Annotated in this window: 10 protein-coding genes and 1 riboswitch; of the genes, 3 read left to right on the top strand and 7 right to left on the bottom strand. The window is 60.5% G+C overall.

Annotation, left to right across the window (positions count from 1 at the left end):
• Positions 1 to 57 precede the first annotated feature (57 nt).
• Complete coding sequence (locus tag BGC09_RS03175; RefSeq protein ID WP_069802010.1) at positions 58 to 1,293, top strand: acetylornithine transaminase; 1,236 nt, start codon at positions 58 to 60, stop codon at positions 1,291 to 1,293.
• Between the two features lie 175 nt (positions 1,294 to 1,468).
• Here BGC09_RS03175 and BGC09_RS03180 read toward each other — a convergent pair whose 3' ends face one another.
• From BGC09_RS03180 to holB, 3 genes are all read right to left on the bottom strand, one after another.
• Positions 1,469 to 2,401 (bottom strand): hypothetical protein, encoded by a 933-nt coding sequence (locus tag BGC09_RS03180; protein WP_069802012.1) that lies wholly within the window; start codon positions 2,399 to 2,401, stop codon positions 1,469 to 1,471.
• 64 nt (positions 2,402 to 2,465) lie between these two features.
• A complete protein-coding gene (locus BGC09_RS03185; RefSeq protein WP_069802014.1) occupies positions 2,466 to 3,263 on the bottom strand; it encodes an enoyl-CoA hydratase/isomerase family protein in 798 nt (265 codons plus the stop codon).
• 112 nt (positions 3,264 to 3,375) lie between these two features.
• Entirely contained in the window at positions 3,376 to 4,413 is a 1,038-nt protein-coding gene (holB, locus tag BGC09_RS03190; protein ID WP_069802073.1) for a DNA polymerase III subunit delta', read from the bottom strand.
• Positions 4,414 to 4,711: 298 nt separating this feature from the next.
• On the opposite strand from holB, the gene BGC09_RS03195 reads away from it, so the two are divergent.
• Both BGC09_RS03195 and BGC09_RS03200 read left to right on the top strand, forming a co-directional pair.
• Positions 4,712 to 5,569 (top strand): RNA polymerase sigma factor, encoded by an 858-nt coding sequence (locus tag BGC09_RS03195; protein ID WP_069802016.1) that lies wholly within the window; start codon positions 4,712 to 4,714, stop codon positions 5,567 to 5,569.
• Entirely contained in the window at positions 5,566 to 7,482 is a 1,917-nt protein-coding gene (locus tag BGC09_RS03200; RefSeq protein WP_069802017.1) for an anti-sigma factor family protein, read from the top strand. The genes BGC09_RS03195 and BGC09_RS03200 overlap by 4 nt, the downstream gene beginning before the upstream one ends.
• A 193-nt stretch (positions 7,483 to 7,675) precedes the next feature.
• Here BGC09_RS03200 and BGC09_RS03205 read toward each other — a convergent pair whose 3' ends face one another.
• From BGC09_RS03205 to BGC09_RS03220, 4 genes are all read right to left on the bottom strand, one after another.
• The gene (locus BGC09_RS03205; RefSeq protein ID WP_069802019.1) at positions 7,676 to 8,824 is read right to left on the bottom strand and encodes an acyl-CoA dehydrogenase family protein; all 1,149 of its coding nucleotides are present in this window, start codon (positions 8,822 to 8,824) and stop codon (positions 7,676 to 7,678) included.
• A gap of 351 nt (positions 8,825 to 9,175) precedes the next feature.
• A complete protein-coding gene (gene metK / locus BGC09_RS03210; RefSeq protein ID WP_084657901.1) occupies positions 9,176 to 10,462 on the bottom strand; it encodes a methionine adenosyltransferase in 1,287 nt (428 codons plus the stop codon).
• Between the two features lie 228 nt (positions 10,463 to 10,690).
• A riboswitch (SAM riboswitch) is annotated at positions 10,691 to 10,813 on the bottom strand.
• Between the two features lie 231 nt (positions 10,814 to 11,044).
• Complete coding sequence (gene ahcY / locus BGC09_RS03215; RefSeq protein WP_069802021.1) at positions 11,045 to 12,313, bottom strand: adenosylhomocysteinase; 1,269 nt, start codon at positions 12,311 to 12,313, stop codon at positions 11,045 to 11,047.
• Positions 12,314 to 12,450: 137 nt separating this feature from the next.
• Positions 12,451 to 13,422, bottom strand: coding sequence for a PfkB family carbohydrate kinase (locus BGC09_RS03220; RefSeq protein WP_069802023.1), 972 nt, complete (start codon positions 13,420 to 13,422; stop codon positions 12,451 to 12,453).
• Positions 13,423 to 13,466 lie beyond the last annotated feature (44 nt).

Here is a 13,466-nt window from a genome sequence, read left to right on the forward strand (position 1 = left end):
TGTGTCCGCCTGCTCGCCAAGAGCGGCAGATTCGCAGCACAATAAGGAGCTTGACCGATGACGACACATCTGCTGAAACGTGACTGGATCGCCCTTGAGCAGAAATACTATCAGGCTACTTTCAAACGCCAGCCGGTGACGTTCATCCGTGGCCAGGGTATCCGCGTCTGGGATATGGAGGGGCGCGAGTATCTGGACTTCGTGGCCGGGATCGCTGTGAATGTCTTGGGTCACTGCCACCCAGCAGTGGTGCAGGCCGTCCAGGAGCAGGCGGCGCAACTGATCCATGTCTCTAATCTGTATTACAACACGCGCCAGATCGAGCTGGCTGAACAGCTGGCTCTGCTCAGCGGCGGGATGCGCTCGTTCTTTAGCAACAGCGGCGCGGAGGCCAATGAGGGCGCCATCAAGCTGGCCCGCAAGTTTGGTCGCCTGCACCGCAACGGTGCTTACGAAATCATCAGCATGGAGCGCAGCTTCCACGGGCGCACGCTGGCTACAACGGCGGCCACTGGCCAGGCCCACTATCAGGAGACCTGGAAGCCCTTGCCCGACGGCTTTAAGCAGGTTCCGTTCAACGATCTCGAGGCCCTCAAGGCCGCAACCAGCGAGAAGACCGTTGGGGTCTTGCTGGAGTCGGTCCAGGGCGAGGGCGGAATCTGGCCAGCAACCAGGGAGTTTCTGCAGGGCGTGCGCCGCTGGTGCGACGAGCAGAATCTGGTGATGATCTGCGATGAGGTCCAGGCGGGCATGGGACGAACGGGCAGGTTCTTCGGGTTCGAGCACTATGGTGTCATGCCCGATATCATCACGCTGGCTAAGGGCCTGGCCGGCGGCGTGCCCATTGGGGCCATGCTGACCGGGCGCCGGACCGACCTGTTCGTGCCCGGCGACCACGGCTCTACGTTTGGCGGAAATCCTCTGGCCTGTGCCGCTGCCTTAGCCACGCTGAAGACCATTCAGGAGGAGCGTCTGGTCGAGAATGCTGCACGCATGGGCGAGTATTGGCATGAGAAACTGCAGGCGCTCTGCCAGAAGTACGATTTCATTGCCAATCCGCGCGGCATCGGTCTGATGCGTGCTGTGGAGGTTAAGCACGACCTGGCGCCGGCAATTGTCGATCAGGCCCTCAAGCATGGCCTGCTGTTGAATAACCTGGGGAATGCCACCCTGCGCATGGTGCCTCCGCTCATCTTAACGCAGGCCGATATCGATGAGGCCGCCCAACGCCTTGATCGCGCTCTGGAGGACGTGGCCCATCAGCATGGGCACGGGGGAGCCGCTCAGTCCTGATCATCCGTGAGCAGAACCAGATGCTCACAGCCAGCCAGCAGCCTCCGGCAGGCACCGCGCTTCAAGCCGGCCAGGCTGTTGGCTGTTCGTTTCTCTATTACTCATCTCTCTCACCAGGCAGCTCCCGAGCTCGAGCTCCCGCCCGCTCCTGCTGCCAGCTTCCGGCCCGGCACGCTCACCGCGCCGGCACCGTGGCCAGATAGCCGACGACCTCGTAGCCGCGGCCCGGTCGCTCAGCGGTCGGCAGATCGCTCAACCATTCCCAGCGCCGTTCAGCCAGCACGGTAAAGGTCTGGCGCACCAGGTCAAAAAAGGCGTAGGGTACCAGTGGCAACGCTTGCCGAGGGGCTTCACCCTTGCTCAGCTCGCCCTCCTTAAAGAGGAAGCCCCGTACGTCGCTGAGCAGAACCACCAGCCCATCTGGCTCCACCAGGTCGTGCAAGAGATGGAGATGGGCCGCAATGATACGCAGACGGAAGCGCTGGGCGGCCTCCTGATAGCGACGATGGCGCTCCTGGGTGCCCAGATGACGCGCAGCCCGCTGCTGCACAGCATCGAGAAGATCGAGCAGCGGGTAGCTGAAGAGCTGGGAGAGCACCAGCGAACTGATAGCCAGGCCGAAGGTGGCGCGCGGGAGACCCTCAACCTCCGGTGGGTCGGGGATCGGGCAGGCATCCAGGACGGCAGCCAGGCGGTCCCAGAGCGTTGAGGCCTCACTCTGCTCCAAGGAGGGCCAGGGGAGCAGGCGCAGGCGCTCTCGCAGCAGGAGACTGACCCCACCGGTCAGGTCAGCGGTCAGCAATTGTACACGGGACCGCAGGGAAGCAGCGGGCAGCTCCGCCCGTGCCTGCACCAGAGCCGCCCGATCCAGGTCAACCAGCACTACTTCATCCGCTGCGCGCGCGAGCTTCTCCAGCGGGATCTCGGTACAGGCACCCGCTCCCAGCACGGCAATGCCCGGCGAGAGAGCCGGCGGGCGCCGCGCCAGCGCCTCCAGCATCAGGGCAGCACACTGCTCTAGATGCTGCGGTGTATGCTCTTGCAGCCAGCGACGGCGCTCCGGCCCCTGCGTTTGGGCATTATTGTAAGGTAGCGAATCGATACGCACAGCAGATCAACAACCGAGAAAACCTCACGTCACACCCACAGCTCCGACAATATGGGCCACGAGTCTACTGTCCACTATAGCGCGGCAGGCGCTTCTCACGAAAGGCTGCCACACCCTCACGATGATCAGCAGTCACAATCGCGATCTCCTGCAGCTCGCCCTCCAGACGCAGCACTGTCTCCAGGTCGCTATTGACCGCCGTATTGAGCAGCTGCTTGATTAGCCCATAGGCCCGCGTTGGCCCCTGCGCCAGCCGGAGAGCCAGGGCCCGCGTGGCCTCCTCAAACTTGTCATCGGGAACACAGCGATTGACCAGCCCGAGACGCTCAGCCTCTGGTCCCGAGACCTCGTCAGCCAGCATTGCCAGCTCTAGAGCCTTGCCAAGACCAACCAGGCGCGTCAGGAAGAAGCCACCACCCGCATCAGGGATCAAGCCAATACGCGAAAAGGCCTGCAGAAAGCGGGCCTTTTCGGAGGCAATGCGCAGATCACACGCTAACGCCACACTACAAGAAGCCCCAGCCGCCACACCGCGCACAGCGGCAATCACCGGTTTCTGCATCTCTCGAATGCAGCGGATCACGCGATGGTATTTCTGCAGATGCTCACTCACGCGCCCCCGGCGCTCACCAGCAGCCCGCGCTTCGAAGGCACGCAGGTCCTGACCAGAACCAAAAGCCCCGCCTGCGCCGGTCAGTACTACGCAGCGCACAGCCGCATCGGCGGCGGCCTCCTCCAAGACTTCAGCCAGTTCCTCAAGCATGTGATCATTGAAAGCGTTGCGCACTTCGGGACGATTGAACGTAATCGTCAGCACGCCTTCCGCCTGGTCGATAAGCAGATGCTGAAAGGACTTCTGCATGGCTTTCTTTGCTCCTTCCCTCGACAAGGGGGACAAGGCCTCGTTGCCGATTTAGGATCGTTGGTCAGCTTGCACAGGCCCACAGGCCACGCGAGCTGCGATAGCCAGGCCCTCAGACACGACTCAGCAGAGGGAGATCGAGCATGAGCACCTCCAGAGCGGCCCGCGGGTTCACATTCTGGTCGAGGGCCTCGAGGGTTCGCAGGATCGCATAGATCATCTGACGTGCTCCAGCAGCTCCGAGCAGATCAGTCTGCTTTTGGAGCAGCTCGCGCATATCGACATTGACAATCAGATCCTGCCCACCGCTAGCCATCAGCAAGACATCGCGCCACCAGAGCAGCCACAACTCCAACAGCTGGCGCAGCCGCTCAGGCTCTCCACTCAGGCGCTGAGCGAGAGCAAAACGCTCCGCTCGTCCCTGGCCGGGCAAGCGTGCCAGCAGCTCCAGCTGTTCGCGCCGTTCCGCGAGCAACTGCTCATCCTCAGCAGCTCGCACAGCCCAGCCCATGCGTCCCGAAGCCAGGGCGGCAATCAACTCTGCCTCCTCCGGCTCAACCTCCCAGTAGGTTTCCAGGGCCTGGCGGATCTGGGCACTGTTCAACAGATGGAGCGGAACATGCTGCACACGCGAGAGGATAGTTGGCAGGAGCACCCCCCGCTCAGGGGCAGTCAGCAACAAGACTACCCCTGGCTCCGGCTCTTCGAGCGTCTTCAGCAGACAGTTGGCCGCCTGGGAATTCATCTCGTGCGCGCCCAAAATCAAGAAGATTTTATAGCGGCCCTCCAGGGCGTGCCGGGCTGCTTCCGCTTGCAGAGCACGGATCTGATCAATGAGAATGAATTGCTTGTCCGGAGGACGAGCGACTACATGGACATCGGGATGGTTGCCATGCAGTACTTTCCGGCAGGCCAGACAGCGCTGACAAGGATTGACGGGGGCCTGCTGCGGATCAGGGCCGCCCGTGCACAGCAAAGCCTGAGCGAAGCGCTGCGCCAAGAGCGTCTTCCCAATCTGATCAGGGCCAGTAAACAGATAAGCATGGCGCACCTGCTGCGAGGCTAAAGCCCGTCGCAGACGCTGCAGGGCATGCTCATGTCCAATGATCCCCCAACCATGCGCGGCTGCCTCAAGAGCTGTCACAGTCATGGTTTTATTATCGTAGCAGAAAGAGCGCTTCAAGGCAAGGTGGAATAGCCTTCACGCACTTCTGCGAGTGCAGTCATGACCCATCCTGCGTCAGTTCGCCCGAGTGTGCTATACTGTATGCTGTACCGTTGTCTGTTCGGCAGAGGAAGGCCGTGGGAAAATTCGTCCAGCGACTGTCGCCTACCTCATAGCAGAGATGACAACTATATGCTATGCTGTATTCGAATTCGCAAGAGAACAGTATGATACATGTGCGCATCCAGCACGATCTCCTGAAACACTAAGGTTGATGTAACCAATGGATACCTCTATCCGTCTCTACACTACGAACGGTGGCTGGCGCTCTATCCTGGATGCCGCTCGTGGGAATCAGCCAGAGATGGCCCTGCCAGAAGAGGAGCAGGCCGCTCAGCTCGACTCACCCGGGGCAGACACGGATATGGCGGAGCCGGACGAGGAGGCTGAGACAGGCGCTCAGGCCCTCCCCCTCCAGGCAGCAACGACGAGCCAGGGCGAGGCCCGCAGCGTGGATGTGGCGGACTTCGAGGCGATCTTTCAACGCTATCAAACGCCAATTACGAATTTCATCTATCATATGATTGGGAACCGGGAGCAGGCTTACGATCTGGCCCAGGACGTCTTTGTCAAAGCATATCGCGCCTTGCTGGCCGGCACTGTGATTCGCCCCGGCGCCCTCTCTTCCTGGCTCTATCATATCGCCGAGAATACGGCGATCGATGCGCTCCGCCGCCGCCGCCTGATTTCCTGGCTGCCTCTGTCGCTCTTCAATGACGACCGAGGCATCGGCGCCGGCGTGCTCTCAGAGACAGGCAGCCCGACGGGCGATGGCTTCTCCGGTAACAGCGAGGATGGCAGCGAGGGACGCCCAGGCGCCGCCGCTCTGCTCTATGAGCGGGGAAGCTATGATGGCGGTCGCTTTGAAAGCCGCGTCGCTGAGCACGAGGTGGTCGAGCGCGTGATGAGGCAACTGCCTCCAAAATACGCCGTCTGCCTCTGGCTCTATGAATATCATGGCTTCTCATGCGCAGAAATAGCTGAAATGCTTAATATCAGTCCTTCAGCTGTCAAAATGCGGCTGATGCGCGCAAGAGAGCGCTTTATTACCCTGTATCGACAAGAGGTGGGGGAAGAGTGAACTGCACAGAGGCGCGGGTTCTCCTCGCGGTTTATCGCGATTTGCAAGAAGCCGAGGCCCAACCATCGCTTCAAGATGAAGAGACGCGGGCCACTATACAAGAGTTGGAGCAGCATCTGGAATCCTGTCCAGACTGCCGGCAGACGCTGACTGACTTCACGCTGGTCGGTACTCGCCTGCAGCGTCTGCCTGCCATCGAGCCGCCCCCTGAGATGCGTGAGCGGCTGATGCACGCCCTGGCCGCTGAACACGCGCGCTTCTTGAGGCGTGGCCTGCCTGGTACGCCTCCGCCCCCTGATTTCCTGCAACCCTATATGCAAGAGCAACTGGAGCAGGAGGCAGGGCGTGATCCGCTGGCAACCCTCTCAACTGCCAAGACCGGCCCCTTGCCGGCCATCCAGACCCCGCCGCGTGCCCGGCGACGCCCTCGTATGCCTCAGCTAGCCGCGCTGGCCGTGGCTGCTACTTTCTTGCTGGCTTTGCTCACCGGCGGCCTGACCTCTGTGCTGCTCCTGGCTCAGCATTCTTCAGGCTCGATTCCCCCGCCCGCAGCCATCAATCACCCTACTAATGTGGTGATGATGCGCTACGCTACCGCCACGATCTATCATAATGTCGTCAGCGCCGCTGCCGATGGCAACTCTGTCTACTATAGCGCCTTCAGCGATGGCATGCCCGCTGGCTGGATGCTCTTGCGCCTGGATCGTCAGACGCAGCTCAGTCAGTCGCTGCTGCCCAGCGCCCAAAGCAGTCCGCTGATCATCCTGGGCAGCGACCACAATCGTCTCATCTGGCTCCAGTACGATCCACCTGCCGCTGATACCTCCGTCACGTCTGCGGCCACCAAAAAGAATCAGCACAACAGCCCGCTGCGCGACAGTGCCGCTGAGGGCCTGCGCTCCTGGAAGCTCTTCTACGCTGTAGTGGACTCAAGGACCGGCCCCGACTCACTGCGCCCGCAGCTGCTCTTCAGTGGTGTCTTCAATCCCGCCTTGGCCGCGGGCATCGTGCATACGCCGGTGCCAGGCCTCTGGTTTCTGCAGAACGGCCTGCTGGTGGCCACACTTGATCAGCTTGGGCATTCTCACCTCTGGCTCTACAGCCTGCAGGAGAGTGGCCAAATCGCCAGCCGGAGCGAGCTGGCTTCCGCCCCAGCTGGACACATCTATACCTCGCCAACGGCTACCCCCGATGGCAGCGCTATCTTCTGGGCCGATGAGTGGCTCGATAGCGCCGGGCTCCTGCACAGCAACATCTGGACGCGCCAGGAGATCGAGGTGAGCGCCCCCTCCCGAGGCCGCTGGCTGCCACATACGCAGCCAGAGACCTGGCTCTTCCGGGACGACGGTACCTCGTTCCGTCCCGTGGTGGTGGGCCATACCTTCTTTATGCTGAATACGAACGATGGACTGGACGGCACTTCTGCCCTGGCCACACCAACGCCAGCGGCCAGCCCCAGCCCACGGTCGGCCTCGCAGGTGGCTGCCTCAACTCTAGCGCTCAACTCTAGCGTGACATCCTGGGCCAACTCCAGCATCTACCCGCCCTCGCTGGATTTTCTGATCAGTGGTTCGCTCTATATGCTCTCGCTAGAGCCAACCTCGGATGGCACCTTCAGTCAGTTGAATACCATCAACCACGTCTCGGCCCTGCAAGGCGGTAACACCTTCGTTCTCTGGCAGGACGACAATAATGCCTATGGCATGTTTGACGTAGAGTCTAACTCCTTTGTCCAGGTCGGCTCGGTTCTCAACGGCGCCGCTTTTGTGGCCGTCAATGGCAACAGCGCCGTCTGGAGCGATGCCCCTATGCCAGCGCCAGCAGCCAGCCGCTCGCCAGCCTCTATCAATCCACAGGCAACGCTTCGCATGTTCAGCTGGCCTCTCACCTCCAGCAATAGCGGCCACGACTGAGCCAGGACCAGGCAGCGCAGCCACAGCAGCGATGGCGACAAGCACATCTGGCTACTCCCAGGCCAAGACACCAGCAAGGGAGAGTAGCCTTCAGCTCATAGCGCAACTGTGATAACGAGCAGGAACAGACATAGCAACCCGAGGCGAGGGAGGCCCCCATCTTCAAGAAGGCAAGAGGGCCCCCCTCGTTTCCTCAGCAACCAAGGTGCTTGGCGATGATCAGGCGCTGCACCTCGCTGGTTCCCTCACCAATTTCATTGATCTTGACGTTTCGCCAATAGCGCGAGACCGGATACTCGTCCATGAAGCCGTAGCCACCGTGGATTTGCACCGCCTGATCTGCCGCACGCTTGGCGGTCTCAGAGGCGAAGAGCTTGGCCATTGAGGCTTCAGCACTGTAGGGCTTCCCCTGCATCTGTAACCAGGCCGCCTTATAATACATCAGCCGCGCCAGCTCGATCTCCATCGCCATGTCGGCCAGCTTCATCTGGATGGCCTGAAACTTGCTAATCGGCTGGCCAAACTGCCGACGCTGCCTGGCGTAGCTGAGCGCCTCATCCAGGCAGGCTTGAGCCAGACCAACTGAGAGGGCCGCAATAGCCACTCGTCCCCCATCGAGAATCTGCATGAACTGCTTGAAACCCTCGCCGCGCTGGCCCAGCACGTTTTCCTCGGGCACCTGACAATCTTCAAAGGTAAGAGGGCGCGTATCGGAGGCCCGCCAGCCCATTTTACGGTAGGGATTGCCAATGATGTAGCCAGGGGTGCCGCGCGGCACAATGAGATTGGTGATCTCGCTGCGACCGTCGGGCCGCGTCCCAGTGACTGCCGTAATGGTTACCCCACCACTGATGTCTGTACCGGCGTTGGTAATGAAAGCCTTGGAGCCGTTGATGTGCCAGTAGCCATCACGTAGGACAGCGCGTGTACGGGGACTGCCGGCATCGGAGCCGGCTTCTGGCTCCGTCATCCCAAAGGCCCACAGTTGCTGACCGCTCGCTAACGGTGGCAGGTAGCGCTCCTTCTGCTCGTCTGTCCCGAAGAGATAGAAGGGCATGGCCCCCAACGAGGTGTGGGCTTCCATCGTAATCGCCACCGCCGCATCGCCACGAGCGATCTCCTCGATTGCAATGCAGTACGAGAGGAAATCAGCCCCGGCTCCACCATACGCCTCGGGGAAGGGTAGTCCCAACAACCCCAGCTCACCCATCTTGCGGATCAGATCGTAGGGGAACTCCCCCGTGCGATCCATCTCCTCCGCACGTGGCTTGATCTCCTGCTCGGCGAACTCGCGACAGGTATTGCGAATGGCAAGCTGCTCTTCGTTGAGCGAAAAGTCCATCGCAGCGACTCACTTTCCTTTCAGGGTTGATAGATTGCCAAAGGGTCAGGCCGGAAGCCATGTGGCATACATCATAGCACAAAGCAGGGCAGGAGGCGATAGTCGCTAGCAAGCTAGCAGACAAGAGAAGAGCCAGAAGAGGGGACGAGGGGCCACTGCAGCAGAGCCTGACTGTGGGAAGAAGCAAGCGACCTCTTGTCTCGTGGCGGCCTCTGCCGTACCGGACCGCCACCCCTGGTGTGGTGGACGCGCTCAGCACTATGCGGGCTTGCTCCCCCAGGCCCCGCTGTGCAGCCCCTTCAGCTTGATGGCTTACGCCGCATATCCCGATCAGCCGTGATCAGGCTGAATTTAGTTAATCTCCGCGGTCTCGCCAGCACGCGACTGCGGTGGCTGCTGCGAAGTCGCCGCTCCATCTTCGACGCTGGCGCCAGCGCTCCGACGTAGAGCCGATACTCTATCGAGCGCCTCCCAGGGGGCGTCAATATCAGTACGTCCGAAGTGCCCGTAAGCCGCCGTGGGACGATAGATCGGACGGCGCAGATTTAGTTTCTGAATAATGGCCGCTGGACGAAGATCAAAATGCTCATTGATGAGACGGACCAGCTCCTCGTTGGAGACCCGCCCAGTGCCGAAGGTATCGACAAATAGCGAGAGGGGACGAGCCACACCGATTGCATAGGAGATCTGCAGCTCCAGGCGATCCGCCAGCCCAGCGGCCACCAGATTTTTCGCAATATAGCGCGCCATATAGGCCGCGGAGCGATCGACCTTGGTAGGGTCCTTACCGCTGAAGGCCCCGCCGCCGTGGCGCGCCATTCCACCATACGTATCGACAATAATCTTGCGCCCCGTCAGGCCAGCATCGCCCATCGGCCCCCCAATGACAAAGCGCCCTGTGGGATTGACCAGAACGCGCGTCCGCTCATCGAGCAAATGGGGTGGAATCACCGGCTTAATCACATACTCGAGGACATCCTGACGAATCTGCTCCTGATCGACATACTCAGCATGCTGAGTCGAGACCACAACTGTATCAACGCGAACGGGACGTCCATACTCATACTGGACAGTGACCTGACTCTTGCCATCGGGACGTAGATAGGGCATCGGTCCATCGCCAGCCCATGAGCGCCGCCGCACCTGCGCCAGCTGGTGGGTCAACTTGTGCGCCAGACTGATCGGCAACGGCATGAGCTCGGGCGTCTCGTTACAGGCAAAGCCGATCATCATGCCCTGATCCCCGGCCCCAATCTGTTCCAGCTCATCATCAGTCAGCACAAGGCCACTCTTGACCTCAGCCGAACGACTCACCCCCAGATCGATATCGGGGGACTGCTTGCCAATGGAGGTCACCACACCACAGGTGCGATAGTCAAACCCATACTCGGCATTAACGTAGCCAACCTGCTCGATCGTCTTGCGCACCACCGCGGGCATATCAACCCAGGCTGAGGTCGTGATCTCACCGGCGATCAGGACCAAGCCGGTAGTTGTCGCCGTCTCGCAGGCGACTCGGGCCAGGGGGTCCTGGGCCAGAATGGCATCGAGGATGGCATCCGAGATCTGGTCACACAGCTTGTCAGGATGCCCCTCAGTCACCGATTCGCTGGTAAAGAACAACTTTGGACTACTCATGAAGCTGCTCATGGTATTGCTCACCGAACACATTCCTCCTGACGAGAAAACTGGCACTCTTTGCCGCTTTTTCTCTCTTTATCTGCCTGCTAGTCGAGCAGGTCATTCACACACACACTTCCTTAAGGAGACAAGCGATGTGGGGATCAATGCAGTGGTTGCAGTGGTGCGTAAGGCACAAAAAGACCCCTGGCAAGCAGGGGTCTAGCAACGTCACCTTGCTTATCCCCCTCATCTTGCGGAACGTTCCGCCGGAATTGGCACCCTTCCTGCTGCACGGGCAGTGGCCACGGCGGCAGATGGGTTGCCGGGCTTCATCGGGCCGTTTCCCTCCACCTCTCTGGATGAGAGCAGATCTCACGCGAACGTATTCGATTGTCGGTGTGCCGTCTTGTAAGCGGACGCTGGACAGGGCACCGGAGATGCTGATGCCTGCTGTCCAGAACAGGTCAGGTTTTACTCAGTATATCGAAGAATGCTGCTGACTGTCAAGAGAGCGGGCCAGAAGGCCCATGGCCCGCTTCTCTCTTCTTGCAGACCAGGCAGGGCCCGAGAGCCTTGGCGGGGGTCTGACAGCTCAGGTCAGGTACCCGCCTCCCAGGAATTGAGATAGGTTTGCTGCTCCGAGGTCAATGTATCGATGGCAACGCCCATAGCCTTCAGCTTGAGGCGCGCGATATCCTGGTCGATCTCCGCTGGCAGCGTATAGACCCGTGGCTGCAGTTCGCTGGCATGCTTGAGCATATACTCGGCCCCCAGAGCCTGGTTGGCGAAGCTCATATCCATGACGCTAGCGGGATGCCCCTCAGCGGCGGCCAGATTGATCAGGCGCCCCTCGCCAAGCAAATAGACCTGGCGCCCGTCGGCGTAGGTATACTCATCGACAAAATCGCGGATACGCCGCTTGCGCACGGCCAGCTTCTCCAGCTCGGGAATATTGATCTCATCATTGAAGTGACCCGAGTTGGCCAGCACAGCCCCGTCTTTGAGACGCTCCAAATGAGGGCGGTCGATCACATTGAGGTTGCCTGTTACCGTGATAAAGAGATCACCAATGGTGGCCGCCTCCAGGGATGGCAACACGCGGAAGCCGTCCATCACCGCCTCCAGCGCGCGAATCGGGTCTACCTCCGTGACCACAACGTTGGCCCCCAGGCCCCGCGCACGAGCGGCCACACCACGCCCACACCAGCCGTAACCCAGCACGACAATCGTCCGCCCGGCCAGCAGCAGATTGGTCGCTCGAATAATGCCATCGAGTGTGCTCTGTCCCGTGCCATAGCGATTGTCAAAGAGATGCTTCGTGTTCGACTCGTTGACGGCTAGCACCGGGTACTTGAGCACTCCCTGCTTCTCCATACTGCGGAGACGGATCACCCCGGTCGTCGTCTCCTCCATTCCTCCAATGACCTGCCCGAGCAGCTCGCTGCGGCTGCTATGGAGGGTTGAGACCAGGTCGCAACCATCGTCCATCGTCAACTGCGGGCGATGGTCCAGCGCTGCATGGATATGGCGATAGTAGGTTTCCTCATCCTCGCCCTTGATGGCGAAGGTCGGAATCCCATATTCGCAGACGAGAGCCGCGGCCACGTCATCCTGGGTCGAAAGCGGATTCGAGGCGCAGAGCACCAGATCGGCGCCCCCGGCCTGCAGCGTCAGGGCCAGATTGGCCGTTTCCGTTGTGATATGCAGGCAGCCCGCCATGCGGATGCCTTTGAGCGGCTGCTCCCGGCTAAAGCGCTCGCGGATGAGGCGCAGCACGGGCATATCTCGCGCAGCCCATTCAATACGCTCCTTCCCACGTGGGGCCAGCGAGCGGTCCTTAACATCTCCCTGTGTCGATGTGGTCATAGACCCTCTTTCCTTCCCTTCTTCTCCAAAAGATAAGAGTCAGCGATTTTACGCAGGTCGCTTCTTTGCTCCCCCACCCGCCTCCTATTGCCGGCTCTGTCAGCGGAGCAGCGGCCTGCCCCCGACCAGATTATGACTCAGCCTGCGTTGAAGGTCTCCGATGAGCGCCCCGGCAGCCAATGGGGATCGAAGTGCGAGCAAGCGACCAGGGCCTGGTAGCGAGCAGCGACATCCGCCAGCGTCAGCTGCTGCAGACGGCGAATACTAAAATCCTCACAGGCAAACGAACCGAGGATATTGCCATGAACCACCGCACGCTTCAAATCCTCAAAGCTATAGCGGCCATCTGGCCCCGGCTCCACCGTTGACAGGTAACCCAGCAAGCCCCCGGCGAAGGCGTCGCCAGCTCCAGTGGGATCAACCACTTCCTCCAGAGGATAGGCAGGGGCGCTAAAATAGCTGCCATCGCGCCCAAAGAGCAAGGCCCCATAGCTGCCCTGCTTGACAACCACGTACTTCAGACCCAGGCTGAAGAGCTGGCGCACCCCAGCCACCACACTGGCGCAGCCGGTGTAGAGACGCAGCTCCTCCTCACTCATCAACATAATATCGACGCGCTGCATGACCTCGGTGAGCTGAGGCCGCGCCGTATTGATCCAGAGATCCATCGAGTCCAACACCGATAGATGGACCTGCGGCATGGCATCCAGCACCTCCCGCTGGAGGTCAGGCTTGATATTGGCCAGGAAGAGCAGCGAGCTGCTGCGGTATTCAGGGGGAATTACCGCATGGAAATCGGCGTAGACACCAAGCTGCGTATCGAGCGTGTCGCGCACATTCATATCGAGATGGTAGCGACCGACCCAGCGGAAAGTGCGGCCCTGGTGCACCTGTAAGCCAGAGAGATTGATAGCCCGGCGGCGGAAGAACTCCAAATACTCCTGGGGGAAATCGGAGCCGACGACCGCCACCAGATTGACCGGGCTATAGAGGGAAGCCGCCGTAGAGAAATAAGAAGCGGCCCCGCCGAGCACCTCATCGACTCTGGCGAAAGGAGTTTCGACCGTATCCAGGGCCACCGAGCCGACAACGAGGATAGATGACGACACGTCCTCACAACCTCCATGTGAGAAAGAAATCAGTCTCTGACTGG

Origin of the sequence: Thermogemmatispora onikobensis (assembly GCF_001748285.1) — a bacterium.
In the GTDB taxonomy this organism is placed as follows: Bacteria; Chloroflexota; Ktedonobacteria; order Ktedonobacterales; family Ktedonobacteraceae; genus Thermogemmatispora; species Thermogemmatispora onikobensis.